The 24,894-nt window shown below is 43.0% G+C and carries 26 protein-coding genes and 2 pseudogenes; 13 read left to right on the forward strand and 15 right to left on the reverse strand.

What is annotated here, in order from left to right:
• Positions 1-339 precede the first annotated feature (339 nt).
• Positions 340-1,206: a YicC/YloC family endoribonuclease gene (locus tag L1D11_RS20780; protein ID WP_239834318.1), complete on the reverse strand. Its 867-nt coding sequence runs from the start codon at positions 1,204-1,206 to the stop codon at positions 340-342.
• A gap of 248 nt (positions 1,207-1,454) precedes the next feature.
• Here L1D11_RS20780 and rph point away from each other — a divergent pair, with 248 nt between their 5' ends.
• Together rph and pyrE are read left to right on the forward strand one after the other, a co-directional pair.
• Complete coding sequence (rph, locus tag L1D11_RS20785) at positions 1,455-2,171, forward strand: ribonuclease PH (protein ID WP_239862721.1); 717 nt, start codon at positions 1,455-1,457, stop codon at positions 2,169-2,171.
• Positions 2,172-2,276: 105 nt separating this feature from the next.
• Entirely contained in the window at positions 2,277-2,918 is a 642-nt protein-coding gene (gene pyrE / locus L1D11_RS20790; RefSeq protein WP_239862723.1) for an orotate phosphoribosyltransferase, read from the forward strand.
• Positions 2,919-3,009: 91 nt separating this feature from the next.
• On the opposite strand, the gene lpxL is transcribed toward pyrE, so the two are convergent.
• From lpxL to coaBC, 3 genes are all read right to left on the reverse strand, one after another.
• A complete protein-coding gene (lpxL, locus tag L1D11_RS20795) occupies positions 3,010-3,990 on the reverse strand; it encodes an LpxL/LpxP family Kdo(2)-lipid IV(A) lauroyl/palmitoleoyl acyltransferase (protein ID WP_239862725.1) in 981 nt (326 codons plus the stop codon).
• 39 nt (positions 3,991-4,029) lie between these two features.
• On the reverse strand, positions 4,030-4,620 hold the full coding sequence (gene slmA / locus L1D11_RS20800; protein ID WP_004741428.1) for a nucleoid occlusion factor SlmA: 591 nt from the start codon (positions 4,618-4,620) through the stop codon (positions 4,030-4,032).
• Between the two features lie 169 nt (positions 4,621-4,789).
• The gene (gene coaBC / locus L1D11_RS20805) at positions 4,790-6,037 is read right to left on the reverse strand and encodes a bifunctional phosphopantothenoylcysteine decarboxylase/phosphopantothenate--cysteine ligase CoaBC (RefSeq protein ID WP_239834315.1); all 1,248 of its coding nucleotides are present in this window, start codon (positions 6,035-6,037) and stop codon (positions 4,790-4,792) included.
• A 223-nt stretch (positions 6,038-6,260) separates the two neighbouring features.
• Between coaBC and radC the strand changes: the two genes are divergently transcribed.
• The 6 genes from radC to L1D11_RS20835 all read left to right on the forward strand — a co-directional run bounded on the left by radC (position 6,261) and on the right by L1D11_RS20835 (position 10,286).
• Positions 6,261-6,935 (forward strand): DNA repair protein RadC, encoded by a 675-nt coding sequence (gene radC / locus L1D11_RS20810; protein ID WP_239834314.1) that lies wholly within the window; start codon positions 6,261-6,263, stop codon positions 6,933-6,935.
• Positions 6,936-7,226: 291 nt separating this feature from the next.
• Positions 7,227-7,463 (forward strand): 50S ribosomal protein L28, encoded by a 237-nt coding sequence (gene rpmB, locus L1D11_RS20815; protein ID WP_004728407.1) that lies wholly within the window; start codon positions 7,227-7,229, stop codon positions 7,461-7,463.
• Between the two features lie 13 nt (positions 7,464-7,476).
• The gene (rpmG, locus tag L1D11_RS20820) at positions 7,477-7,644 is read left to right on the forward strand and encodes a 50S ribosomal protein L33 (RefSeq protein ID WP_002535344.1); all 168 of its coding nucleotides are present in this window, start codon (positions 7,477-7,479) and stop codon (positions 7,642-7,644) included.
• A 202-nt stretch (positions 7,645-7,846) separates the two neighbouring features.
• Positions 7,847-8,377, forward strand: coding sequence for a hypothetical protein (locus L1D11_RS20825; protein WP_239862727.1), 531 nt, complete (start codon positions 7,847-7,849; stop codon positions 8,375-8,377).
• Positions 8,378-8,380: 3 nt separating this feature from the next.
• Positions 8,381-9,190 carry a bifunctional DNA-formamidopyrimidine glycosylase/DNA-(apurinic or apyrimidinic site) lyase gene (gene mutM / locus L1D11_RS20830; RefSeq protein WP_239862729.1) on the forward strand — a complete coding sequence of 270 codons (810 nt, stop codon included), beginning with the start codon at positions 8,381-8,383 and terminating at the stop codon, positions 9,188-9,190.
• A gap of 91 nt (positions 9,191-9,281) precedes the next feature.
• The gene (locus L1D11_RS20835; RefSeq protein ID WP_239862731.1) at positions 9,282-10,286 is read left to right on the forward strand and encodes an NAD-dependent epimerase; all 1,005 of its coding nucleotides are present in this window, start codon (positions 9,282-9,284) and stop codon (positions 10,284-10,286) included.
• A gap of 63 nt (positions 10,287-10,349) precedes the next feature.
• On the opposite strand, the gene coaD is transcribed toward L1D11_RS20835, so the two are convergent.
• From coaD to L1D11_RS20855, 4 genes are read right to left on the reverse strand one after another with little or no spacing between them, the layout of a single operon-like run.
• Entirely contained in the window at positions 10,350-10,832 is a 483-nt protein-coding gene (gene coaD, locus L1D11_RS20840; RefSeq protein ID WP_239862733.1) for a pantetheine-phosphate adenylyltransferase, read from the reverse strand.
• A gap of 4 nt (positions 10,833-10,836) precedes the next feature.
• Positions 10,837-11,871, reverse strand: a complete 1,035-nt coding sequence (locus tag L1D11_RS20845) for a glycosyltransferase family 4 protein (protein ID WP_239862735.1) — start codon at positions 11,869-11,871, stop codon at positions 10,837-10,839.
• A gap of 8 nt (positions 11,872-11,879) precedes the next feature.
• Complete coding sequence (locus L1D11_RS20850) at positions 11,880-12,659, reverse strand: glycosyltransferase family 2 protein (protein ID WP_239862737.1); 780 nt, start codon at positions 12,657-12,659, stop codon at positions 11,880-11,882.
• A gap of 12 nt (positions 12,660-12,671) precedes the next feature.
• A complete protein-coding gene (locus L1D11_RS20855; RefSeq protein ID WP_239862739.1) occupies positions 12,672-13,706 on the reverse strand; it encodes a glycosyltransferase family 9 protein in 1,035 nt (344 codons plus the stop codon).
• Between the two features lie 105 nt (positions 13,707-13,811).
• Between L1D11_RS20855 and L1D11_RS20860 the strand changes: the two genes are divergently transcribed.
• Positions 13,812-14,516, forward strand: a complete 705-nt coding sequence (locus L1D11_RS20860; protein ID WP_239862741.1) for a 3-deoxy-D-manno-octulosonic acid kinase — start codon at positions 13,812-13,814, stop codon at positions 14,514-14,516.
• Between the two features lie 49 nt (positions 14,517-14,565).
• Positions 14,566-15,048, forward strand: coding sequence for a serine acetyltransferase (locus L1D11_RS20865; RefSeq protein WP_239862743.1), 483 nt, complete (start codon positions 14,566-14,568; stop codon positions 15,046-15,048).
• A 153-nt stretch (positions 15,049-15,201) separates the two neighbouring features.
• On the opposite strand, the gene L1D11_RS20870 is transcribed toward L1D11_RS20865, so the two are convergent.
• The 6 genes from L1D11_RS20870 to L1D11_RS20895 are packed head-to-tail and all read right to left on the reverse strand — an operon-like array spanning position 15,202 to position 21,289.
• The gene (locus tag L1D11_RS20870) at positions 15,202-16,239 is read right to left on the reverse strand and encodes a glycosyltransferase family 4 protein (RefSeq protein WP_239862745.1); all 1,038 of its coding nucleotides are present in this window, start codon (positions 16,237-16,239) and stop codon (positions 15,202-15,204) included.
• A gap of 3 nt (positions 16,240-16,242) precedes the next feature.
• Positions 16,243-17,505, reverse strand: a complete 1,263-nt coding sequence (gene waaA / locus L1D11_RS20875; RefSeq protein ID WP_239862747.1) for a lipid IV(A) 3-deoxy-D-manno-octulosonic acid transferase — start codon at positions 17,503-17,505, stop codon at positions 16,243-16,245.
• A 2-nt stretch (positions 17,506-17,507) separates the two neighbouring features.
• Positions 17,508-18,587 carry a lipopolysaccharide heptosyltransferase II gene (waaF, locus tag L1D11_RS20880; RefSeq protein WP_239862749.1) on the reverse strand — a complete coding sequence of 360 codons (1,080 nt, stop codon included), beginning with the start codon at positions 18,585-18,587 and terminating at the stop codon, positions 17,508-17,510.
• A gap of 31 nt (positions 18,588-18,618) precedes the next feature.
• Complete coding sequence (locus tag L1D11_RS20885; RefSeq protein WP_239862751.1) at positions 18,619-19,341, reverse strand: glycosyltransferase family 2 protein; 723 nt, start codon at positions 19,339-19,341, stop codon at positions 18,619-18,621.
• Positions 19,338-20,915 (reverse strand): capsular biosynthesis protein, encoded by a 1,578-nt coding sequence (locus L1D11_RS20890; protein WP_239862753.1) that lies wholly within the window; start codon positions 20,913-20,915, stop codon positions 19,338-19,340. Before L1D11_RS20890 ends, L1D11_RS20885 begins: the two co-directional genes overlap by 4 nt.
• Before the next feature lie 2 nt (positions 20,916-20,917).
• Positions 20,918-21,289, reverse strand: coding sequence for an HAD hydrolase family protein (locus L1D11_RS20895; protein WP_239834168.1), 372 nt, complete (start codon positions 21,287-21,289; stop codon positions 20,918-20,920).
• A gap of 77 nt (positions 21,290-21,366) precedes the next feature.
• On the opposite strand from L1D11_RS20895, the gene L1D11_RS20900 reads away from it, so the two are divergent.
• Both L1D11_RS20900 and L1D11_RS20905 read left to right on the forward strand, forming a co-directional pair.
• Positions 21,367-22,497, forward strand: coding sequence for a glycosyltransferase (locus tag L1D11_RS20900; RefSeq protein ID WP_239834157.1), 1,131 nt, complete (start codon positions 21,367-21,369; stop codon positions 22,495-22,497).
• Complete coding sequence (locus L1D11_RS20905; protein ID WP_239862755.1) at positions 22,490-23,200, forward strand: WavE lipopolysaccharide synthesis family protein; 711 nt, start codon at positions 22,490-22,492, stop codon at positions 23,198-23,200. Before L1D11_RS20900 ends, L1D11_RS20905 begins: the two co-directional genes overlap by 8 nt.
• Before the next feature lie 312 nt (positions 23,201-23,512).
• On the opposite strand, the pseudogene L1D11_RS20910 reads toward L1D11_RS20905, so the two are convergent.
• Positions 23,513-24,645: pseudogene (locus L1D11_RS20910) on the reverse strand (IS1634 family transposase); the annotation flags it as partial.
• Between the two features lie 81 nt (positions 24,646-24,726).
• On the opposite strand from L1D11_RS20910, the pseudogene L1D11_RS22805 reads away from it, so the two are divergent.
• A pseudogene (locus L1D11_RS22805) lies at positions 24,727-24,894 on the forward strand (IS66 family insertion sequence element accessory protein TnpB); the annotation flags it as partial.

Raw genomic sequence — 24,894 nt, forward strand, 5'->3', positions numbered from 1 at the left:
ATACTCATGGATAGCCTCGGCCTCAAGACCACAAGGGCATTTCGCCTCAGAGTTAGGTTTAAGAGTCAGGGTAATAAGTGATGCTGTCTGGTGAGACTTTACTATTTTAAAGCCTTCCCAGAATGAAGATAGGAAAGTATGATTCGGCATGGAAACGGTAGTTTGTGTATGATTTTTGTTTGGCGACTAAACCATATCACTTACTACCGTTTTTTTTTGTTTTTAGTTCCCGCTAATCCGCGATGAACCTAAAAAAAGCCCCTAAAATAGGAGCTTATCTTTAAGTTAATCAACACTGATTCAGCTAATGGCTATTCACAGCGTGTTACTGACAAACTGTTATTCAATATTCTGAATTTGCTCACGCATCTGTTCGATAAGAACTTTAAGCTCAACGCCCGATGCTGTGATGTCTGTGCTGATAGACTTAGACGCTAGCGTGTTTGACTCACGGTTGAACTCTTGCATCATGAAGTCTAGCTTACGGCCACAAGCGCCACCTTTCTTCAATACGACATTCGCTTCTTTCACGTGAGAGTCTAGACGGTCTAGCTCTTCTGCTACGTCTGACTTCTGTGCAAGTAGGATAAGCTCTTGCTCAACGCGAGAACCTTCAAGCTCAATTTTTGCATCTTCAAACTTGGTAAGAAGACGCTCACGTTGCCACTCTAGGATCTCAGGCATGCGTGCACGAACTTTCACGACTTCTTCAGTGATCGCATCTAAGCGCTGTACGATTAGCGCCTTCATGTTCTCACCTTCACGAGCACGAGCGTCAATGAACTCCGCGATTGCATCGTTGAACGCTTCAAGTAGGTCTTTGTTAATAGCATCCATGTCTTGCTCTGGCGTTTCCATCACACCAGGCCAGTTCATCACTTGGAATGGGTTCAAACGGCTGTCTTCGCCAGTCATCGTCATAACTTGGTTCGCAGCATTGATTACTTGCTGTGCCAAACCTTCGTTAATGCTTAGCTCGCCCTTTGCTGCAGGGTTTGCTTCAAAGCGTAGGTTACATTCTACTTTGCCGCGTGCTAGGCGCTTACGGAAGCGCTCACGTAGGATAGGCTCTAAACCACGGAACTGTTCAGGCATACGGAAGTAAGTTTCTAGGTAGCGTTGGTTTACACTACGGATTTCCCATACTGCGCTGCCCCAATCGCCTTTTACTTCTTTGCGTGCGTACGCGGTCATACTATAAATCATCGAATTTTCCTGTCTTTTATCATTCTGAAAATAACGCGCACGCATAGTATCACGATATGGTGTGCTCCCGAAGCTTGTCTCTTGTGACTATAAATAGCCGGTTACGGTAAATAGCTTTGAACGGTAAATAGATTTGAAAGATAAACTGCTATATAATCTTGCCCCAATCAAAACTGTCTCACCCCTTTCTTAGGTGATGCACTCTTTCGATAGTAAATCACTTCAGACTGTTAATAAGGTAGATACCAATGCGTCCAAATGACCGCGCTGTAGATCAAATTCGTCCAATTAAAATTACTCGTAACTACACAGCTTATGCTGAGGGTTCTGTATTAGTTGAGTTCGGCAACACTAAAGTTCTATGTAATGCGACGGTAGAAGAAAACGTACCGCGTTGGTTGAAAGGTCAAGGAAAGGGTTGGGTAACGGCTGAATACGGCATGCTGCCACGTGCAACGCACACTCGGAACCGTCGTGAAGCGGCGAGCGGTAAGCAAGGCGGCCGTACGATGGAAATCCAACGTCTGATCGCTCGTAGCCTACGTGCTGTTGTGGATCTTAAAGCGATGGGTGAAATCATGATCACGGTTGATTGTGATGTTATTCAAGCAGACGGCGGCACACGCACTGCGTCTATCTCAGGTGCAAGCGTAGCAATGGCTGATGCAATCAAGAGCCTACTAGACAGTGGTAAGCTGAAAAAGAACCCTATGAAAGGCCACGTAGCGGCAGTTTCAGTGGGCATCGTTGGTGCACAAGCACTGTGTGACCTTGAGTACGTTGAAGACTCAGCAGCCGATACCGATATGAACGTTGTAATGACGGAAGACGGTAAGATGATTGAGATTCAAGGCACCGCAGAAGGCGAACCGTTCAGCCACGAAGAGCTGATGAAGCTTTTAGCCCTGGCGAATAAGGGCATTGCCGATATTGTTGAAGCGCAGAAAGCAGCGTTGGCAGAATAGTTTTTAGATAGCTCCCAAATTGGGGGCTATTTTTTTGTCTGTAAAACCTGAAAGGGTGCTACAGAGCGTAAGTTAAGTTTTATTGAGTAAACATAGAGGATGAGCATGAAAGCATATCAACGTGAATTTATTGAATTTGCACTAGAGAAAGAAGTACTTAAGTTTGGTGAGTTTACTTTAAAGTCTGGCCGTAAGAGCCCTTACTTCTTCAATGCTGGATTGTTTAACACAGGCCGTGACTTAGCGCGCTTGGGGCGTTTCTACGCAGCAGCACTGGCGGATTCTGGTATTGAATTTGATGTACTGTTTGGCCCTGCATACAAAGGTATCCCAATCGCAACGACAACAGCTGTTGCACTGGCCGATCACCACGATGTAGATACGCCTTACTGCTTCAACCGTAAAGAAGTGAAAGACCACGGTGAAGGCGGCAACCTAGTCGGTAGTGCCCTGGAAGGTCGTATCATGCTGGTGGACGACGTAATCACTGCAGGTACTGCAATTCGTGAATCGATGGAAATTATCCAAGCGAATGGTGCCGATCTAGCGGGCGTTCTTGTTGCGATTGATCGCCAAGAGAAAGGCAAAGGCGAGCTCTCTGCGATTCAAGAAGTAGAACGTGACTTTGGCTGTGCGATTATCTCTATCGTTAGCCTGACTGACCTAGTGACTTTCCTTGAAGAGAAGGGGACTGATGCAGCGCACCTTGAAGCCGTGAAAGCGTACCGCGCTCAGTACGGCATCTAATACAATTTGTTATAGCTATAGAATGCACAAGGGGCTGATGAATCATCAGCCCCTTTTCTTTTGGTTCAGAATATTACTTATAGCGGCTACTCTACTTATAACGAATGCCGCGTTCAGCCTCTGGGTCTTCCATGGTTTTGAAACGCTTGTGCAGCCACATCCACTGCTCTGGCGCGCGTAAGATAATTTTCTCTAGATAGCTATTCATGTAAGCGGCAGCCGCTTTCTCATCTTTTTGCGGGTAGTTATCTTCGATGGACTCATCGGCCATGATTTCATATTTGCCGTTGTCGTTTCTAAAACCAGAGCCTGGAACAATCGCGCAGCGGCTGGTGTAAGCCAGAATACTAGTACCAGTCGTCGTACATGCATCTTCTACCGCAAAGAAAGGCACAAACACAGACTTGTTACGACCGTAATCATGATCCGGTAGGTAGAAAAGGATTTCACCCTGACGCAGGATTCGAATCATACGCTTCACGTCTTTACGGTGGATAAGACGATTGCCGTTCTGAGTTCGACCTCGGTATTGAATGAACTCATAAGCCGGATTGTTGTGTGGGCGATAAACCCCTAAGCCAGAAATACCCAGTACTGCCATTGCTCGTGCCGTGATCTCTAGGTTTAAGGCATGCACACAGCATAGAAGAACACCTTTACCGTTGGCTTTGTGCGTACGCAGCATTTGTGTGTCTTTATCCACTAGGATGCGCTTGAAACGCCACGTAGGCCAAAACCACGTGATACCGGTTTCGATAAGTGCCATACCGGTGTTCTTGAAGTTCTCGCTGACCATCGCTGCGACTTCGTCAGCAGGCTTATCTGGGAAGGCGAGCTCCAAGTTACGTGTCGCTACTGCGACGCGCTTTTTACCATAGCGAGCACCCAAAGAGCCTAACGATCGTCCTAACAGCAGTAAGAGACGGTAAGGAAGAACGTTAACGATAAGCGCCAATAACCCAAAACCGAACCACACTCCCCAATATTTAGGGTGGAGTAGCGCCAGAGTAAAAGGCGGCTTAGTAATAACGTGTTGTGCAGTGCTGCTTGTCGGAGAAGTTTTCGTCGTCATAACCATCACTTAGAATTTGATTGCTACTTAATTTGATTGCTACTTAATCTGAGCGCTGAGCAGTGCCCAATAAGCATCGAAGTTTTCTGTCGGTTGATATTTGAAGTCAGAACGCACGAATCGATTCAGACTGCCTTCAACTTGGCCGAGCAATTGTGCCGCTAAGATTTTCTCATCAACGGGGAATGATTTCCCTTCACGAAGTTTTCTTTCTCGCAGAATTTGTCGAAGTTGAGTCTCAATACGTTCGAACAGTTGATTGATGCGGTCACGTAGGCGCTCATTTTCAAACATTAGAGCATGGCCAGATAAAATTCGAGTCAGGCCTGGGTTACGTTCTGAGAAAACTAAGATCAGTTGCAGTACTAGGCGTATGCGCTCTAGCGTGTCTTTTTCTTCATCCAGAATGCGGTTGATTCGAGACATCAAGGCTTCTTCAATAAACTCGATAAGGCCTTCAAACATGCGAGCTTTGCTAGGGAAGTGGCGGTAAAGTGCTGCTTCAGAAACGCCAACTTGCTTGGCTAATTTTACCGTCGTGATACGAGAAGCACCTTCGGTCGATTCCAACATTTGTGCGAGAGCTTGTAGGATTTCTTCACGACGGTTTGATTTTCGAGTACCAGCCATCTATTTACTTCCTTTCCTAAAGATGAGGATTGAGTGAAGAAGGATTATAAACACCATTCAATTCTGTTTCCTAGTTTTGTAAGCCCTAGGTCAACAGAATCGAGAGGTGTCAGCAGATTGTCAGCTTAAGATTGTCTACTTATCCGACAATATTGCTCTAATCAGTGAGTTAGTGATTTTTTTCTAGCAGTTGTTGGATCTGCTCAAGGATCTGGAATCCAAGCGCACCTTTGCTATCCAATGGCAGAGACTTATCGCCACCTTTCCAATAAAGATGTAATTCGTTACTACTACTATTGAAGCCTTGACCTTCGACAGACACATCATTAGCGCAAATCATATCGAGGTTCTTTCGCTCTAGCTTACCGCGAGCATATTTCTCAACATCTTGCGTTTCAGCCGCAAACCCTACTGTAAATGGGCGGCCTTCAGTCATTGCCGCGACAGAAGCGACGATATCTGGGTTTTTCACCATTTGAATCGTCATGTCATCTTTGCCATCTACTTTTTTAAGTTTCTGGTCTGCAATGGTCTCAGGGCGGTAATCAGCAACCGCGGCACAGCTGATGAAAACATCGTGTTGAGCGGCTTGAACAGTAACGGCATCAAACATCTGTTGAGCACTATCGACATCGACGCGAGTCACTTTGTCTGGAGTAGCGAGTGACACAGGGCCACTCACTAGAGTGACCGTTGCACCATGCTTAGCTGCGGCTTCAGCTAACGCATAGCCCATTTTGCCTGAGCTGTGGTTGGTGATGTAACGCACTGGGTCAATGGCCTCACGCGTTGGTCCTGCAGTGATAAGCACAGAGCGGCCAGCAAGTGGTTTAGCTTGGAAGAAGTCCTCACAGCGGTGCACAAGCTGCATTGGCTCTAACATACGACCCATACCAACATCGCCACACGCTTGTTCACCAGATGCTGGGCCCCAAATCTCACAACCACGACGTTTTAGTGTCGCGATGTTCTCTTGAGTGGCAGGGTGGCTATACATTTGTTGGTTCATTGCTGGCGATACCGCAACTGGCGCATCGGTTGCTAAAACCAAAGTGGTCAGTAGGTCGTTCCCCATTCCCGCGGTCATGCGCGCAATCAGGTCAGCGGTTGCCGGTGCTAATAATACCAGGTCAGCCCATTTCGCTAGCTCGATGTGTCCCATGGAAGCCTCAGCAGCAGGATCAAGCAAACTATCAGACACTGGTCTTCCAGAGACGGCTTGCATGGTGAGAGGAGTGATGAACTCCTTGGCTGCATTTGTCATGACGACTTGTACCTGCGCACCACGTTCAATTAAGCGTCGAGTCAGTTCGGCACATTTATACGCAGCGATACCACCACTAATGCCAAGGAGGATTTTTTTCCCAGCTAGGCCTTGTTGGTCAGCGTTACTCAGTGGATTAACCTGTGTTTGCATGATTCTGTTCCTTAATTTTTCTGCGACTTACGATATCAGAACAAAGGATGAGTGCCTAGAAGCAGAACTTGAACAGACTTGACGCTCATCAAGTTGGTGTTATCAAACTTATCAATTACACGGTTTTGCTAGTGACTCTTTTCCTTTTGTCTCTATCGAAGGATCTCTGATTACGATCTCATTAAGGTTATGGGTCGTGTTCATGACTAGTGATTAGTTTTATATGCCAATAGATAAAATACCTGTCGAATCGATGCCGAGAGAAAAGTTATTGACTCGAGGGCCTGATTCCTTGAGTGATGCAGAGCTGCTAGCCATATTTCTTCGAACTGGCACGCAAGGAATGAACGTTCTAGAGCTGGCAGACAAGCTGCTCAAGGACTTTGGTTCGCTCAGGCACCTTTTTTCAGCAACACAAGTTGAGTTCTGTGCTCATAAAGGGATGGGGCAAGCGAAGTATGTTCAATTACAAGCCGTATTAGAGATGACGCAGCGTTACCTCGCAGAGACCTTATCTCGAGGCGATGCACTGACCAGCCCGAGTCATACCAAGCTCTATCTCTCAAGTATGCTGCGCGACCGCCAGCGAGAAGCCTTCTATATATTGTTTCTTGATAACCAAAATAGGGTAATAAAGGATGAAGTGATGTTTGAGGGGACGATTGATGCTGCATCGGTTTATCCCAGAGAGGTCGTTAAACGGGCACTTCACCATAATGCTGCCGCCCTCATATTGGCACATAACCACCCCTCGGGTATCGCAGAGCCAAGCCAAGCGGATAGGCGAATAACCCGTCGATTGATTGATGCCTTAGCGCTAGTGGACATTCGAATTCTCGACCATTTTGTGGTCGGAGATGGTGAAGTTGTCTCTTTTGTTGAGCGCGGATGGATTTGAATCACATTTTAGGTTGTTAACTACGTTAAATCTGCTATCATTCCGCCCACATTTTTAGACCTAAAATCAGCTCTGATTACTCAAGCAAGCTGCGCTGCACAAAAAAAGATCACGAAATCCGCAAAAAGGATCTGTTCGGGTCTTGAGCAATGCGTGTCAAGTTAGTATAATGCGCGACCTTTGATAGCCTTGTATGGATTTTCCATAACGGTTTTTACCTTCTATTTTAATTGATAGAGAGGTTCGGCCACCAAGGTTGATATCGAGCTGAAACGATTGGAGAAGACATTCATGTCCCGAGTATGCCAAGTAACTGGTAAGCGTCCAGTAACGGGTAACAACCGTTCACACGCACGCAATGCTACTAAGCGCCGTTTTCTGCCGAACCTACAAACTCATCGTTTCTGGGTAGAGAGCGAAAAACGTTTTGTTAAACTACGTCTAACTGCTAAAGGCATGCGTATCATTGATAAGAAAGGCATCGATGCTGTTCTTGTTGATATCCGTGCACGTGGCGAAAACGTTTAAGAGGAATTAAGCAATGGCTAAAGGCATTCGTGAGAAAATTCGTCTAGTATCTTCTGCAGGTACTGGTCACTTCTACACAACTGATAAGAACAAGCGTAACATGCCAGGCAAATTTGAGATCAAAAAGTTTGATCCAGTAGTTCGCCAACACGTTATGTACAAAGAAGCGAAAATCAAGTAATTGATGCTTTTTTGGCTCTTCTTCAGTAGAAGAAAGAATTGAAAAACCCAGCTTAATCGCTGGGTTTTTTTATACCTAAAATTTGGTGGCCTCACGTATCTTTTAATCTTTACAAGGATCTAACCAGTACAAATAGCAACATAGAAAGTGTCTCCACTTTCACGATATACTCAAGGCTCAATAGGTTAGATGGCAGAATCAGATGAGATATCGTGGACGCAGGTGGAACAACATACTCATGTTAAGCGTGATCGCTTTTATTGGGGTGCTTAACCTTCCTACTTTGATCAAAGCCTATCTAATCGAGCCCGAGCCTGAACATCAGGTCAGTAGCTCTTACCCCTACCTGCTAAATCCCGAAGCCAAACTTCAAGCCTTGCACTTTGCAAAGTGGTCATTGGTGCTCGAAGATGGCCAGTGGAGCTATCAATTGAAAGGCTCCGCCCCAACTCAAAGCATTAGTGCTCAAGAACGCTCTCAACGTTGGCAACAGCTTGTTGGTACCGAGGTTGATTTGCAAACCTATACTGACCTAACTTCTCAGCTGACTACCCCGCACACCATAGAAGTGTGGTATCAAGACCAAGAAGAGCCGCAACGCATTACTTATTATCAGCTCCCTGAGTTTTGGTTGTTAAAAAACTGGAATGATCAGTGGTTGGCGGTGTCTATTGAAGAGAGCTACCTGTTTCCAAGTCTTAACCTAGACAATCCCGCAACATCGGACGATTAGATTATGCCTGAATTACCCGAAGTCGAAGTAAGCCGCATGGGGATCTCGCCTCATTTAGTCGGTGAGACCATTAAAACGCTTACCTTTCGCACGTCAAAGTTGCGTTGGGATATCCCACAAGAGCTAAAAGCATTAGAAGGGCAGGTGATTCGCTCAATCTCGCGTCGCGCAAAGTACCTATTGATTGAAACCGATGCGGGGACTGCTATTGTTCACCTTGGTATGTCGGGTTCACTTCGTGTGTTAGATGCAGACTTCCCAGCAGCTAAGCACGATCACGTGGATCTCAAGCTCACTAACGGCAAAGTACTGCGCTATAACGATCCGCGTCGTTTTGGCGCTTGGTTGTGGTCGGCGCCTGATGAAGTTCACTCTGTGTTGCTTGGCTCTGGTCCTGAGCCGTTAACGGATGACTTTAACGCTGACTATATCGCAGAAAAGGCAGAAAAGCGTAAAGTTGCGGTCAAGCAGTTCATCATGGACAACAAAGTGGTGGTCGGTGTCGGGAATATCTACGCTAATGAAGCTTTGTTCTCTGCAAAAATCCACCCGTTACGATCAGTAAACAAGGTCACTAAAGCTGAATGGATCTTGTTAACCGATGAGATCAAACAAGTCCTCGCAACGGCTATCAAGCAAGGTGGCACCACCCTAAAAGATTTCGCACAAGCAGATGGTAAGCCCGGATACTTCGCACAAGAACTGCAAGTCTATGGTAAAGCGGGAGAAAAGTGCCCGAGTTGTGAAGCTCTGATTCAAGAGGTAAAAATTGGGCAGAGGAACACGTTTTTCTGTGAAGAGTGCCAAGTATAAAAAAACTGAACTTATGTTCACTTTTTTACGCTAGTAGATAGGCAGGCTAGTAGCTACAATTACACTAATGATATGAATTGAGAATAGTAGAATGAAATATTTAGTAACTGGCGTTGCCGGGTTTATTGGCTCTGCAGTTTCAGAGCGATTATGTGCAGCTGGACATGTGGTGGTCGGTATTGATAACTTGAATGACTACTATGAAGTTTCTTTAAAACATGATCGTTTAAAGCGCATTGAGCATGAAAACCTAACCTTTATCGAGCTGGATCTTGCGGATAGAGAAGGCATGGCAACGTTGTTTGCTGAGCAAAAGTTTGACCGCGTTATCCACTTAGCGGCGCAAGCTGGCGTTCGTTACTCAATTGATAACCCGATGGCGTATGCCGATAGCAACCTTGTCGGTCACCTAGCTATTCTTGAAGGCTGTCGCCATAACAAGGTAGAGCACCTAGTTTACGCTTCATCAAGCTCAGTTTATGGCTTGAACCAGAAAATGCCATTCCACACGGCAGACAGCGTTGACCACCCGATCTCATTGTACGCAGCGACTAAGAAGTCGAATGAGCTGATGGCGCATACCTATTCTCATCTATACGATTTGCCGACAACAGGCCTACGTTTCTTTACGGTTTACGGCCCTTGGAGCCGCCCAGATATGGCGATGTTCAAGTTTGCGAACTTAATCGTAGCGGGTAAAGAGATCGATATTTACAACAACGGCGACATGATGCGCGACTTCACTTACATCGATGATATTGTTGAAGGCATTATTCGTGTGCAAGACCGTATTCCAGCTAAACAGCCAGATTGGACGGTTGAGCAAGGATCACCAGCGACCAGCTCAGCACCATACCGCGTATTCAACATCGGTCATGGTAGCCCAGTTAAATTGATGGATTACGTTGAAGCATTAGAAACGGCTTTAGGCATCGAAGCGAAGAAGAACTTTATGCCAATACAACCTGGTGATGTATACGCAACTTACGCCGATACTGAAGACCTATTTGAAGCAGTCGGCTACAAGCCTCAAGTTAAAATCCAAGAAGGCGCCAAAGCATTCGCGGATTGGTATAAAGCTTACTATTCACTGTAAACTCCAATTGCAGTCATAAAAAATAGCGCTCAATGAGCGCTATTTTTGTTTTTGAACACAGGACTATTTCACTGTTTTCAGTTTGATTTCATCTGCAACTTTCTGTGGCACAAACTGACTTATCTCCCCACCGTGTATCGCGACTTCACGAACAATAGTCGAAGATAGGAAGGCATACTCTTCCGAAGGGGTGAGGAACACGCTTTCAAGCCCGGGTAGGAGCCTTCGATACATATTAGTTAAGCCGAACTCATATTCAAAATCTACCGTAGTACGTAAGCCTCGGATGAGTATGTTAGCTTGCTCTTGCTTAGCAAAGTCAACCATTAATCCAGAGAACCCTTTGACTGTGACACTAGGCATATCTGCGGTGACATCTGTCACCAGGTTTACACGTTCTTCCAAGGTAAACAAAGTGTTTTTACTTGGGCTTGCAGCTACCGCAATAATGATCTCATCAAACATCTTCGTTGCACGTTCAATGAGATCAAGATGCCCGTTAGTGATAGGATCAAAAGTACCTGGGTAAATAACTGTCTTCTTCATTGAGTTACTCTTTTCTTAGGCTTGCGTATAGTTGTTCATAGCGTTGGGTTGTGTACTCAATACGGAAAGTCTTGAGTTTTAGCTTTGCGCCATGGAGAATTGAAGTGCGAAGTCGCTCGTCATTTTTTGTATCTAGAATTGCTTGAGCTAGTTGCTTTGCATCCCCGGGCTCAATCAATAAACCTGACTTCCCATGGTCAATAATATCTGGAATACCACCGGCTTTACTAGCTGCAACTGGCAACCCTGCGTCAAGAGCTTCGAGAATAACTGAGCCAAGCCCTTCTGAGTATGACGGGTGAACGAGCATATCCGCAGCTGCGAACCAGTCACCCATTTGTTCTTGTTTTCCTACGAAACTAATATTGTCTAATCCGTGGGCCCTTTCCTCTAACTCACATCGGATTTTTCCATCACCAAGTAAAGCAAAATGGATACTTGGGTCTTGCTTAGAGAGTATTCTAGCTGCCTCTACTGTTACATCAAATCCTTTGTGTTCAAGCATATTTGCGGCATGGATGATTAAATAATCGCCTACAAACTGCTGACGGATTTTATTTACATCCTGTTCATTGCAAGGGTAACGTACAGGGGAGCTAGGGATACATTCCACTGGTTTATTCGGAAATACGGATTTAATTCTCGATACAATCTCCCTACTTAGTCCAATGAGAGCATCTGCTTTTTCATATGCTAGGTTAGAAAGCCATTTCTTCTTGAGCGGGTTGTCGATACGGCGTGTGATGATGTAGGGGATTTTGTAAAGTAAATGTTGAATCAGAGCCCAATAAATAGCGCGACCTTCATGAACATGGATAACCTTACAGCCTTGAGTAATTGAGCGCTGATGTTTGAATAAATAATGCTTGGTTAAAATACAGCGGCACCCTAGCTCTTGCACTGCTTTAGCGAAAGGACTTTTAGGGTTAGCGATAACCGTTAGTTCATATCCTAGTTTAAGCTGCTGTTTTATGAGCTGAAGTGTTTGATTCTCACCACCATGATACCCTGAAGCTAGATTAACGTGACATATTTTCATAGTGGTTATTACTCAACTCTCTTCTTCTTCATATAATCTCGTAGCCATAGGTCAGCATAGCGTGTAAATGTTGTATTAGCGCTAAGTAGCGCGAGTAACAACCCATGTCTTCCATCAAGAAATCCGCGTTTGATAATATACATTTTGAAAAATCGGAAAAAACCATGACTGATTGCACTACTCAGTGATACCGATTTTTTTCCTTCTCGTTGATCTGCCCAAGCTTCCATATAGTGTTGAGTCTTTCGGACGTAATTCGGCATAGAGTCAATTGTATAGTGAAATAGGTCACCGTCTAATTGCTTGACTTTAAAACCCTCTGGCACAATCACTGATTCATGCACTAGGACGTCATTATATTGTGTGGCTAGCCTTGGGTAGAGGCGAGTTACTCGGTCAGGGTACCACCCTGAGTGACGAATAAATTTGCCAAAAGCTTCAGTTAAGCGGTTAATTTTATATACTGATTTACCATCATCTGTCTTTATTGCATGAAGAATAGATGCTTTAAGTTCAGGAGAGACCTCTTCATCAGAATCTAGTGGTAGAACCCAATCACTGCTCATCAAACTTTGCGCTTTTTGTCGTTGAGGACCAAAACCAAGCCAGTCTTGATGGTAGACAGAATCAGTATATTTTCTTGCGATATCCAAGGTACCGTCAGTACTGCCTGAGTCTAAAATTACGATTTCATCCACCCAACTTGAAACGGAAGACAAAGTCTTTTCCAGGTGTTGCTCTGCATTTTTGACGATCATAAGAACGCCGATACTCACATGAGTTGTCATATCCGTTTTCGCTCAACTTACGTATTTGTTTAAGGTGCTATCTAGCTTTTCCTTTACTGATTCAAAAGTAATAGCTTCCATAAGTGTATCACCTTTGGCTCGAGTTCCCCATGAAGCTGATTTTGATTGATTTTTAATATGGCTATCGTAGGACGTTACAACGAGGTCGAGGCTATTATATGGCCCTGTTCGTTCAGGGTTACTATGTGCGTAAAGCCCAATTACGGGTGTACCCTGTGTTGTGGCCATATGAGCGGGGCCGGAGTCAGGGGCTACTACGATACGAGCTTTAGCGAGCACTGCGATAAGTTGCTTGAGATTTGTTTGGCCTATTAAATTGTTAACAGGTGACGTACATAAAGCTTCAATCCTTTTTCCCAATAGCACCTCTCTCTTTGAGGGCGAACCGCATAGAGTAATATTTAAACCTTTTCTATGAGCATAGTCGATTAGCTGAACATACCTATCTGTCAACCAGTTACGTTCATCCTTACTCGCGGAAGGACATATCACCAATGTATTGTTGGGTATATTCTGTTCTGCAAAATCTAATTCTTGTTGTTTCAAGGGAATATCCCATCGCGGTTTATCAAACGGGACACCGATATAGCGTGCGAACTCTGCAAAGTTGTCTAGAACATGGAAAGCACTAGTGTTTGGTAAGTGTTTGTTGGTGAAGAAATATTGCCCTTCTCTAGTTCGGTTACGGCTAAATCCTACTTTATACTTAGCTTTTATACCGAGAGAAAGTACGCTTGCTCTCAGAGCAGCTTGCATATGTAAAAGGCAATCAAAGCGGGTATTTGACAATTCCTTCCAAACATTTCGCATTCCAGCAAAGCCCTGCTGTTTATCGAAGACGACTACTTTAAGATTTGGTAGGTCTTGAATGAGTTGAGCTTCCACTTTACCTGTGACCCAAGTAATTTCAGTAGTAGGCCAGTGATGCTGAATAGCTTGTATTACCGAGATAGCATGGCAAACGTCTCCAATTGCTGAAAGACGGAGCACACATAAGTTTTTTGGGGCAGAAGAAAATAGAGCCATAAGGGACTTCAATCAGAAACGACTAATACGAATTATGCAGATACGGAGAATAAATGTAAAATATTCAGGTTATTTAGTCAGTATCTTTAATTGGTGAATTATAAAATGATTAAACAATCTCTTCTAGAAAATCAGGTTATATGGTACGAGAGTCGACTGATTGATGAAGCATCACCGCAATTGTTTGATCCTGATTTTTGGAAGGGGCAAGATAAAGTGATCGGCAGTGCTCAAGGCAGAGGCACGACTTGGTTTGTTAATTTAGGTAATATTCATGCTGCTCTACGTCATTATCGCCGTGGTGGCTTGTTTGGAAGGTTGGTAGAAGATCGTTATCGCTTTTCAAATTGGAACAAAACTCGTTGTTATGAAGAAATGATGATCTTGGATAGGCTTCATAGAGCCAATGTCAATGTGCCTAGACCATTAGCCGCCAGCGCTGTGAAAACTGGTTGGACTTATCAAGCAGATATCTTAGTTGAAAAAATCCCAGGAGCTAAAGATTTGGTCGCTATCCTTAAAGACGAGGAGTTAACTGAGGAACTTTATCAAGATATTGGAAAGATGATAGCTAAAATGCATCAAGAACAAGTTAACCATACCGATCTCAATATCCATAATATTCTATTGGATAAATCGAATTCCGTGTGGATTATTGACTTTGATAAGTGCCGTGTAGAGTCTGGTGATAAATGGAAAAATGATAACTTGAAGCGATTACTTAGGTCATTTAAGAAAGAACAGGTGAAAGAAAGAATTAACTGGGACGAAAAAGAGTGGCAATATTTGCTAGATGGATATAATCGTTAGCCAAATTGAGCCCGAAATTCAACAAATAACTGGTAAGTAGAATCTTAAAATGCTTAAAAATATATTAAAGATCATTAGTTTATATTGGTCTATGCTTTTGACTGGGACCCCAAGTCAGCTACTAGAAAAAAGAATTTCTCTGATGCGACTGTACCGCTCTATCCATTTAGATTGGATTGCACGAAAAATTCAAAGGAAAGTGTATAAAAAACATCATTGTGATATCTCAAGAAAAGCTGTCATTGGTGATGGGTTCATTATTGGTCATGCAGTCGGTATAGTGATTGGTGGTGGCTCAGTTATTGGAAATAATGTGAGAGTTTTTCAGAATGTGACTTTAGGCGGAGCGCATAGAGATAGACTGGGCATGCCTACAGTAGGAAATGACGTGATCATATACTCTGGTGTGGTGGCTGTTGGCGACATAAAAATTGGAAATAATGTCATTATCGGAGCAAACGCAGTTGTAACTAAAGATGTACCGGATAATACAACCGTCGTGGGTCACAACAAATTCATAGAAGTGGTGTGAGTTTTAGCAAGCTAATTATCTTGTCATTTTAGTTATAGGTTCACGTTTAGCGATTATAAACACCTCCATCAACATTGCTCTAAAATCAGCGTAAATCCTAAAATCGGAAGAATAGTAGTGGCTTACACTATTGTTACCATTCTTCCGGTTACTTTAGTGTTTGACTAAATGTTTATCAATTGCAGCTAAAGAGCGTGTTGCGTAGTCTATATCATCATAGGCTGCCGATTTACGTGCAGCTTCAACTAAGCTTTGATAAGTATCACGGTTTTCCGCTAATTGAAGTATGCGTTCTGAAAACCAATCTACATCTACAGAAGGGTTTATCCAGTCTTTAAACTCTTCACTTAATATCTCGTGAGCCCCAACGTTTTGCGTCGTAATGACAGGGGTGCCCATAGCCAGAGCCTCGGCTACAACCATTCCAAACTCTTCGAACTTTGCAGGGTAGACAAAAATATCCAACGAGCTTAACCAAAAATTGGGCTTAGAGTTACTTGGTTTGTAGCGGAACTGTTTGAGAGATAGAGCGGGATGCTGACTTAACTCTTTTGGGATTCTTTTGGCACCTAGAACAAAAAATGCAATGTCGTCTCTTTCTTCAGCGACCTTTTGGCAAATATCTAAAAATTCCTTTAATCCACGTTTTTCAAAGTTTCCTGAAGTAATAAAGCCAATGACTTTTTTATAACCTTCTAGTTTTAGAGCTTTTATTGCACGGCTTCTACATAGCGTTTTGGTTTCTAGGTTAAATTTTTGATGATTATAGCCAGGGTGGATAACAGATATCCGATCATCTGGGACTCCGAGGTGGACCATCACATTTTTTGCGCATTGTGAGGGAGTGAATATATGATTTTCACTCTGCCTGAGCCATCCTGTGTAACTATTTTCATCGTGTTCAATATTCGTTAATGGAACGTTGTGGATGAAGGTGAGGTCGGCGTTTTGAAGACTGCCTTCATGATCAATGATAGCTGTGTTTTGGGGTTCTTTAACTACCAATCTATTGTTGACGACTTTCGCCTTTTTGGCGATTTGAAAGTGCTTAAACCAAAGAGTTCCCCAGCCTTTTTGGCAAGTTAACTCAAAGGCTTTACCTAATTTTTTCAATTTCTTTGCTTGCATGACAATGAGCTGGCCTGCACCGCTAGAGGTGAATATTTTTCTTCTGTAAATTACTAGTTTCATCAATTAAACCTCTATCATGCCAATTGTTTTTTTGAGAGCCCCTTGATTCTGCTTTACTACACTTAGTGCGTTGGTTCCCATCTGAACACTCTTAGCTGGAGAATCAATTAAACCGAGTATATGGAGACTAAGCTCATCGTGTGATTTTATAACTTGGAGCGCTTCAACTTGTATAAGTTGCTGTGCAATATCTGAAAAATTAAAATAACTTGGACCTGTTAGACAAGGCTTTTTTAGTGCAGCAGGCTCAATGAAATTATGACCTCCGACTTTGCCACCCAGTAAACTTCCCCCCATAAAACAAATATCACTTGCGGAAATCAGAGTCATCATCTCTCCCATAGTATCTGCCAAGTAGACGTTTGTATTACTACTATAGAGTTTATCGTTTGTTCTTCTTGTTACATTCATTCCTGAATTCTTGCAAAGCGACTCTACGTCATTGAACCTTTCTGGGTGACGAGGAACTAGAATTAAAAGAGCATTCGGTTTCTTTTCTAAAATCAATTGATGCACAGCAAGGATAATTTCATCTTCACCCTTGTGAGTGCTAGCTGCAATCCATACTGGACGACCTTTCCCTAGTTGCTTACGCAAAGAGTTACCTTCATCAACTATTTTCTGTGATACATCGATATCAAATTTAATCGAGCCAGTTACATTAATTCGCTCTTTTTGAATACCGAGCCTTATAAATCGGTCCGCATCACTTTGGTACTGGCAAAGTAACGCTGTGATATTTGTTGATAGCAAATTAAAAACATATTGGAATCTTCGATACCTTAGGCAGGAGCGTTCGGAAAGGCGGGCATTGATTACAATAATTGGAATATCAAGCTTCGCCACTTGATGTAGCGTGTTTGGCCACAGCTCAGTTTCAATGATTATCATTTTCGAGGGCTGCACGGATTTTAGAAAGCCGCTTATACACCAAGGGAAATCTATGGGCATGTAGCGGTGTGTGACTAAATCGCCAAGTTTATCTATTTGCGCAGCACCAGTACTCGTTGTTGTGGTAACTACAATCTCACGTTGTGGGTGAAGAGCTTTTAGCTCTCGGATGATCGGAGTCGCTGCGATAGATTCGCCTACTGATACGGCGTGGATCCAAATAGGATCGACTCCATCGGCTTTTGGAGTCAGCCCCCAATGTTCTTTCCAGCGAGACCCAAATTTGGGCTTTCCAGGCTTGTTCTTGTACAGAGAAAGCAATAGGAAAGGTGCAACTAACGCTAGTAGGAGCGTATAGATAAAGCGAATCGCCATAATTACGAGTTTACTTTGGAAGTTGTGATAATCGTTTCTAGCCTTTGTTTACTCAGCTCTTGAATTGCATGATTAACTTTTTCTGGCTTTAGCTCGGTCAAGCATTTTAAGTGCTCATAGGGGCATTCACGCTTGAAACAAGGGCGGCATTCTATTTCAGTATGTACAACGGTGCTGCGTTTCGCTAATGGTGGAGTATAACTGGGTGAAGTAGAGCCGTAGACACCTACAACATCACAGCCGGCAGCACAAGCGACATGCATTAACCCGGAGTCATTACTGACTACGGTGTGGCAATGTGCCAATAGATCAACGGCTTCGATTAAGCTTGTTTTTCCCGCTAGGTCGAAGACATGCTCTCTTAGTGGTTCGGGGATGTGTGAAATGATTTCCTGAGTCGTAGCACTGTCTTTTGCTGAACCAAATAACCAAACTTGCGCACCTTTCTTTATTTGAGCGGATGCAACTTCTGCATAATGCGCTGTTGGCCATTGTTTCGCTGGACCAAACTCAGCTCCAGGGCATAGACCTACAGTTGTGCGCTTAGTTTCTAAGTTAAACTTTTCGACAGTAAGCTTCTGTGATTTTGTGTCTATATAGAGATTAGGTTTGGGTAGTTTTTCTAATCCGCCAAGTGCTTCCGAGCCCGTCATTTTTTCTTTTGGGTAGGCTAGTGCAGCATAGCGTTCAGTCATGAATTGGAAGGATTTTTTGTTTGGTCTAATATCATTCAAAAGACCGAATCGCATCTCTCCTTTCCACCCTGTTCTGACAGGAATTTTGGCAAACCATGGGATTAAGGCCGATTTCGCTGAGTTGGGTAGTACGTAGGCCTCATCGTATTTTCCTTGCAAAGATTTCCCAAGGGAACGGCGTTCTGAGAATTTGAAATCGCCATGACCAAAAGGTAAAGACAGAGCTTCATTTACTTCGGGCATACGCTCTAGTATTGGCCGACACCACGCTGGAGCCATCACATCTATGATTGCATCAGGTTTTTGTTGTTTGATAGTGCTATAAAGGCATTGAGACATGACCATATCTCCAACCCAAGATGGGCCAATGACTAAAATTCGTTTCATCGATGTGCTACTTCTTATTCTTTGATTGATACTATTTTTGCTCTAAAAACTCGTAGTATTCATCGGGAACACCACAAAAGATAACCTCGTTACGCTCTATTAAGTGGTAATGGATATTCTTGTTTCTCTGAATCAAATAGTTATAAAGAGGAGCGACATAGAGCTCTCCCTTATCCCATTGCTCTGCAGGCAAAGATAGATAGTGAAGGTAACTATCTCGATAGTCTTTCAGTGACGAAAACTGGTATAGCCCTGTGCAGCACAGATCAGAAATACGTCTTTTTTCTGCGGTTTCAATGACCTTGGTACTTTTACTGGACACGGGGCGGGCATAAGACCAATTATCCCCTTCACCTGAAAAAACCTCTAGATAGCCATCCCATTGATCCATCGAAGCCGGATAGTTAAAGCCGGGTCTAAAAGTATCAATATTAAAAATTGTGATAGGTTCATGCTCATCACAGTGTTGACTACCTAAATATACTGTCTCTGCTTGCCCCCTCGTTTCCTCGTTCAATATCTTAATTTCATAAGACACTATACCTAGAGAGGTTGCCTGCTGAGCCACAAACTGTGCAGTGTCCTGAACATCACGAACAATAAATAGGAAATGCTCGGAAGAGAAGTAGTCTTTAAAACTGTTGATTGCGTGAGCAAATAATGTATGGCCATGTGCTTCAAGCATGTATTTAGGCTGCTTAAAACCAGCTTTAAAGAAACGAGAACTCAGCCCCGCCATTGGAATTATAATCATTTCTTGTTCTCTAGCATTAGGTAATAGAGTCTATAGGCGTTAGCCATCAGAGCATCTTGTCGTTCTGGATCATCACTATGTAATGGAAGCATAGATAAAAACAGTTGAATTTGCATTGCATACAATGCTAATTCTGACAACGCGTAGTGTTTAGTTAATGCGTCAATAAATATCTGTTGGATACTGGTTAAATGTTCGGTATCAGCAAGAGAAAAGTCTACTCGATAATCATGAGTATCAACGTGATAATAGCCAGCGATGATCCAATCGTATAACCCGATAACAGAATGGCAGATTTTTGCTATGTCATACTGAATGTGTCCATAGATGCTTTGGATATTATTTGAGGTAATGCCTCTAGGATCGATTACTTTGATTCGATCTTTTCGGAAATCATAAAGTATATTGCTAAAACAAAAGTCGCCATGCATTAAGCTTGGTTGCTGGCCTTTTGGGATATCATCCAGAGTGGCTTCATAAAGTGCTTTTAAACTCAAAGAGGGTTTGCCGTTAAAACGCCACGGAAGTTCCCAATCGTAGCTTCTATCTCGACAAAACTCTTTCAGTCGTTGTTCTGTTTTACCAGAAAATAGACCGTCTAAGGAATCAGTTGCCGCGTCAAGGGGGGCCTTTTCCTTTTGACATGCAGATAGAAAAGAAAGCATCTGATCTAAGATCTGCTTCCAAGTCATCTCCGGGAGGTGAGCGAATACAAAGAGTTCATTAAGAGCGATGTTGTATAAATATTCAAGACGATAAGCAGTGCGTTTATCGACTTTTTTTTCTCCCAGGTACTGTGGTGCAAAATGTTTTAGCGAGCTCGGAAGTGTCTTGAACCAGTTAGACTCAGCTGCAATCTTTTTATCTTTTGCGCTACTTTTTTCAATCCAATCAGCAGTAATCGTGAGTTCGTTAAACGCTCGCTGTGTTGTGTAGAGAGCTTTAGAACGGTAATAGGTATTGATATGACCGAAGTCTAACCAATCATCACACTGGCAGGTTTGGATACCATTAATATCATGATAAAGGCTTAGCGCTTGTAAAAAGTTCCAATGTGTTTGGCTCAGGCAGCGAATCAAGGTCCTTGGGGAGGCAAAATTGAAGTAACCACTAACAACTTGGCTATGTACACCAATGTTAGCACCTTCAGTATCAAGCCATTCAGGTTTTCCTTCATCAACGGTTGCCCAATTGTATGTGCTGTCCGTTTTTGATATTGACACAACATCTTGTGTACTAGGCGGAGTTATTAGAGTATCACCATAGAGAATGCTTAAATCAGTATCAAAAGAATGCTCAATGAGAGCTAAAGCAGCCATCAAAGATTCACCCAATGATAGGTTGTCAGGAAGTGGCAATAGGGTAACGTTATGTTCTTCTAACCACAAACGGTCAAATTCCTGTACCGGGTAAGATTTAGGTACAGATAAATAGATACTCTTTCCTTGCGGAATCTTTGCAACTTGATGTTGAAATAATCGTCGATTACCCAAAGGTAGAAAAGCGGGTGGAATCGAACCAAACTCGGCTCTTAGATCTTGACCAACATAGGCTGCAGACATAATTAAGAACAAGATTAGCGCTCCCCATCAAGTAGATTATAGATCTCATCTAATGACATTTTTCGAAACTCAGATGGACGAATTGCTTTGTCATCGATGTAGAAGCCCTCGTGCCCACACCATGGCTTCCCAACTAAGATTTCATCATAAGGTACATCATGCTTATCTAGCCATTCAGTAATTATAGGTAAAGTATGAATGTTTATCTTACCTACATTCCCCTCGTAAGTGCGCATATTTCTTGCTGTTGAAATCGTAATACTAAAGCCTTTAGCTCTATATTCTCGTAGGCGTGAGATAACCTCTAAATCTGGAGATACATTTCTATAATCAGAGGTGTCGGCAGTTGTTATGGTGCCGTCTAGGTCAACAATTAGTCTTTTCATCATAGGCAAAGTACATGTTAGAGGAGAAGATATGTTAGCATTTAGGCGTATGTATTTATAGTAAATGAGACCTATAAATGAACACGAAGAAGATAGCGTTTGTGTTAAGTGGTAATTACCACACGAGTTTATACCTTGTAACCCGTGATGTAGTTAAGGAGCTACGTCAAGATGGTTGGCAAGTTGACTATGTTTTTATTGAACGCCCTGAGGAAGACTTAAAGGACAACGATCAGTACGTTGACATCCATGGCCTTAGTAACCAAAGTCAACGCAGTTTGTCTGGTTTTAAGTTTCGGCTCCTAAAATACATTTTTGGGAGACATATCTATCAGTTTTTGTGCAGCGGATACTTCAGTCGACAATTGGATTCATATTTGCAAGGTTATGATGCTGCAATAGTTCATGGCTCAATATTTATTAGCTTTAGCTCTATGTCTTTACCGCATTATGGTGTTTTACATAGTTGTAAGTACGATAACTTCTTAGGAAGAAGGAAAGGACTATCGAAAGTTTTTTATCAGCTAGTTTACCGGTCTGTGTACAGTGGCAAACGATTGTTAGCGGTATCTAACTCTGTAAAAGCCGATATGTTAGACAAGATGAGAGCGACACCAACTAGCCTTGAAACCATTTATAATGGCTTTGATTTTTCTGACTTAGCGAGGCGTGCTGAAATAGGCGTTACAGAGCGAGTTCCTGATAAGTTTATCATGGCTGCGGGGCGTCCAGATCGAACAAAGCGTTTTGATGTATTAATTCGAGCTTATGCAAAAACGAAGAGAACTCATAAGTTGGTGATCTTTGGTGAAGGGCGCAAACTTAAGGAGCTTAAGCAATTAGCGGAGCAATTAGGTGTCATTGACGATATCGTCTTTTGGGGGTTCTGTAAAAACTTGTTACCTTATTATAAAAAGGCCAGTGCCTATATATTAAGCTCTGACTTTGAAGGTTTACCGACTGTTGTCGTTGAAAGTTTGGCGTTAAATACCCCTGTAGTGGCAACGGATGTTGGTGGCCTTGATGAGCTACTTTCTGGTCGATTATCTGAATGGATCGTTCCTAAAGGAGATGTTGACAGTCTTGCTAAGAAAATTAATTTAGTGCTGGAGCATCCTCCGAAAGTGGGGCCGGACGACATTCCATTTTTATCAAATCAAGTGGTTAGCAGACACTACTCTAAACTGATCGAGAAACTTTGTGATTGACTTTAAAGATATAACTGTTGTGGTTCAGGGGCCTGTACAAAATTTTAATGATCGCCCTCAAGAACCTAATATTACGATTAAATGCTTAAATTCGGTTCGGGAGCACCTACCTGGCGCGCAAATTATTCTGTCTACTTGGCCTGAACAAGACCTCATGGAGTTAGATTTTGATGAGCTTGTCATCTCCTCAGATCCAGGTAGTAACAGTCGTAACTACACATTAAAAGGTGAGCCTCAGAAGTATAACAATAACCGTCAAATTGTCTCTTCTGTTGAAGGATTGAAAAGAGTCAAAACTAAGTATGCTCTAAAACTTCGTAGTGATAACTATCTGACCTCTAATCACTTTGTAGAGTTGCAGCAAAAGTACTTAAAGCGCTCTGATGTCGACGCATTTCTTGAAGAACGTGTTGTGGTTTGTGATATTTTTTCTAGGAAATATGCCAAAGGTTATCCAGTTGCGTACCATATAAGTGATTTCTTTTACTTTGGGTTAACCAAAGATGTTCTCTCTTTATGGAACTTCCCGTTATTTAAAAACTTTGAACCGTCAGGAAGCCAGCAGATTAGTCCCGGCTATCCTAATTTTATCATAGACTGTACGCAGGCACTTTTTCTTGCTGCGCTCAAACAATTTGATTCATCCATTCGACTTGAGCATTTATTGGGCCCGCTAGTAAATTGGGGCTCGGATTGTGTTTGAAGTTTTTAGGCAAAGCAAGAGTATCGAGAACCTCTGGAAAGGTTGCACACATCCAGTTCTTTGAGTGGGAGTTGTTGTATAAGCGTTATTGCGATAGCGACTATAAAATTACTGGGTATTACAGGGAAAAGATTGCGATTTTCTTGCTGCGTTGTATGCATGTGTTCCCTTCTAGGTTTGAAACACTTGGGAAGCTACAAAAAAGAAAGAAAAATGCAGCAAAGATTCTCAATGAAAAAATCAGGTGATATCAACTCCGCATAGCCTTTTTATAATCAAGAGCAAAACACTAACCGAGATTCCGCAGCCAATTTAGGAATAAACCGCTTCATACAGTATGCCAAGAAGCTTGAGTAGCCGAGCCTGATGCTCTTGAACACCTATGATGGAGCTTTGACCGCCAATTTCGAGTATGTCTATACCTTCGAACTTTAAGAATACCCAACGCGCTGTCGGTTTAGTTGTCTTCTTGTTCTTCACCATGCTAGGAAAGAATTCCTCGGTTTTAGTGAGACTCTCTCGGATTTTGTGCTCTAAGCTAGCGTAAACGAGTAAACTTAGCGTCATGATCATCAACAGCGCTTYGATTCGCTGAGGCTTCTTCAGGAAAATTGATGATGTCAGGAACTCAGGGCTTTTCAAAAAGCGAAATCCGCGTTCTACCTTTTGCTGTGACTTGTAATGCTCAAGTAACGCAGCCATCGTTAGATCGGCGCAGTCAGTATCGNTAATTTCACTTTTTCCAAATCGGTATAAGGCGTAGCGTCTATTAAATAGTGATATCCCGTTGGCTTTGCGTCTTTTTTTGGCCGGCCGCGACCTGAATAGATTGGCTCTTTTACGAGGGTTGATTGCGCAAAGCCAAGCAAATGACACTGGCTGGCGAAGTCGCTCATTGCTTGCTCGGCATCCACAGCGCAAGCAAACTGCTTTTTCATTAACTGCCCCAACGCTTTCAGCTCTTTGGTGATATTTTTGTCTAAGTTTTTATAGAACGTTGCTTCTTCTCGCTTGGTTGCTTGCTCACTATGAACCAACAACCACTTCTGAGATACCGAGCCATAGTCAGCATCAACCCAACAACACGAGTAACCATTGCCGATACAGCTCAGCTGCTCTGGTTTAAGGTTCATTAAGGCTTCTTTGGCTGACTTAATCGTCATTGGAACACGCGTAATAAACTTCTGTTGTTGYTCATCCAGTGAACGAATGCTTTCTTCGGTATATAGAGCGGCATCAGCGATGAAGTAGCGACTGTTTTGAGCTGCTTTTAGGCAATGAATATGTGGCTTGGTGACCTCTGAAAATGCCTTAGCATCATTGGTGTTGCCACTGAGTGCTTGCATGTAAACAGGCAGACCTGCTTGATTTTCACAGATCAGCTCAAGGACCACTTGGTTTAGCTCTGGACGGTGGTCTCGGCTGTAGCCTTTTACCAGTTTGATGGTAAGCGCTCCATAAAACCCGCATTCTAATCGCCTAGCGCGAAGAATAAGATCAAGTCTCCAACCATGAGGAGATTTGAAATGGGAAAACGACACACTAATCAAGAATGGCAAACGCTCATCGCTCAGTCTGAATCGAGTTCATTGTCAACGCTTGCATTTTGTAAGCTTAATGAACTCAATCCCTCGACGTTTTATGCTAAGCGCCAGCAACTCAAAAAAGCAGATGTCTCTCAAGGCTTTGTACGG

The organism is Vibrio sp. Isolate32, assembly GCF_022397955.1.
In the GTDB taxonomy this organism is placed as follows: Bacteria; Pseudomonadota; Gammaproteobacteria; order Enterobacterales; family Vibrionaceae; genus Vibrio.

Coding starts and splice junctions, on each gene's coding strand:
- mutM (WP_239862729.1), top strand. CDS start 8,381: ATGCCTGAATTACCCGAAGTCGAAGTAAGCCGCATGGGGATCTCGCCT.
- rph (WP_239862721.1), top strand. CDS start 1,455: ATGCGTCCAAATGACCGCGCTGTAGATCAAATTCGTCCAATTAAAATT.
- L1D11_RS20870 (WP_239862745.1), bottom strand. CDS start 16,239: ATGAAACTAGTAATTTACAGAAGAAAAATATTCACCTCTAGCGGTGCA.
- radC (WP_239834314.1), top strand. CDS start 6,261: ATGCCAATAGATAAAATACCTGTCGAATCGATGCCGAGAGAAAAGTTA.
- slmA (WP_004741428.1), bottom strand. CDS start 4,620: ATGGCTGGTACTCGAAAATCAAACCGTCGTGAAGAAATCCTACAAGCT.
- L1D11_RS20845 (WP_239862735.1), bottom strand. CDS start 11,871: ATGAAAATATGTCACGTTAATCTAGCTTCAGGGTATCATGGTGGTGAG.
- pyrE (WP_239862723.1), top strand. CDS start 2,277: ATGAAAGCATATCAACGTGAATTTATTGAATTTGCACTAGAGAAAGAA.
- rpmG (WP_002535344.1), top strand. CDS start 7,477: ATGGCTAAAGGCATTCGTGAGAAAATTCGTCTAGTATCTTCTGCAGGT.
- L1D11_RS20780 (WP_239834318.1), bottom strand. CDS start 1,206: ATGATTTATAGTATGACCGCGTACGCACGCAAAGAAGTAAAAGGCGAT.
- L1D11_RS20900 (WP_239834157.1), top strand. CDS start 21,367: ATGAACACGAAGAAGATAGCGTTTGTGTTAAGTGGTAATTACCACACG.
- L1D11_RS20865 (WP_239862743.1), top strand. CDS start 14,566: ATGCTTAAAAATATATTAAAGATCATTAGTTTATATTGGTCTATGCTT.
- L1D11_RS20850 (WP_239862737.1), bottom strand. CDS start 12,659: ATGACAACTCATGTGAGTATCGGCGTTCTTATGATCGTCAAAAATGCA.
- rpmB (WP_004728407.1), top strand. CDS start 7,227: ATGTCCCGAGTATGCCAAGTAACTGGTAAGCGTCCAGTAACGGGTAAC.
- waaA (WP_239862747.1), bottom strand. CDS start 17,505: ATGGCGATTCGCTTTATCTATACGCTCCTACTAGCGTTAGTTGCACCT.
- L1D11_RS20885 (WP_239862751.1), bottom strand. CDS start 19,341: ATGATTATAATTCCAATGGCGGGGCTGAGTTCTCGTTTCTTTAAAGCT.
- coaD (WP_239862733.1), bottom strand. CDS start 10,832: ATGAAGAAGACAGTTATTTACCCAGGTACTTTTGATCCTATCACTAAC.
- lpxL (WP_239862725.1), bottom strand. CDS start 3,990: ATGACGACGAAAACTTCTCCGACAAGCAGCACTGCACAACACGTTATT.
- L1D11_RS20855 (WP_239862739.1), bottom strand. CDS start 13,706: ATGGCTCTATTTTCTTCTGCCCCAAAAAACTTATGTGTGCTCCGTCTT.
- L1D11_RS20860 (WP_239862741.1), top strand. CDS start 13,812: ATGATTAAACAATCTCTTCTAGAAAATCAGGTTATATGGTACGAGAGT.
- L1D11_RS20835 (WP_239862731.1), top strand. CDS start 9,282: ATGAAATATTTAGTAACTGGCGTTGCCGGGTTTATTGGCTCTGCAGTT.
- waaF (WP_239862749.1), bottom strand. CDS start 18,587: ATGAAACGAATTTTAGTCATTGGCCCATCTTGGGTTGGAGATATGGTC.
- coaBC (WP_239834315.1), bottom strand. CDS start 6,037: ATGCAAACACAGGTTAATCCACTGAGTAACGCTGACCAACAAGGCCTA.
- L1D11_RS20825 (WP_239862727.1), top strand. CDS start 7,847: ATGAGATATCGTGGACGCAGGTGGAACAACATACTCATGTTAAGCGTG.
- L1D11_RS20895 (WP_239834168.1), bottom strand. CDS start 21,289: ATGAAAAGACTAATTGTTGACCTAGACGGCACCATAACAACTGCCGAC.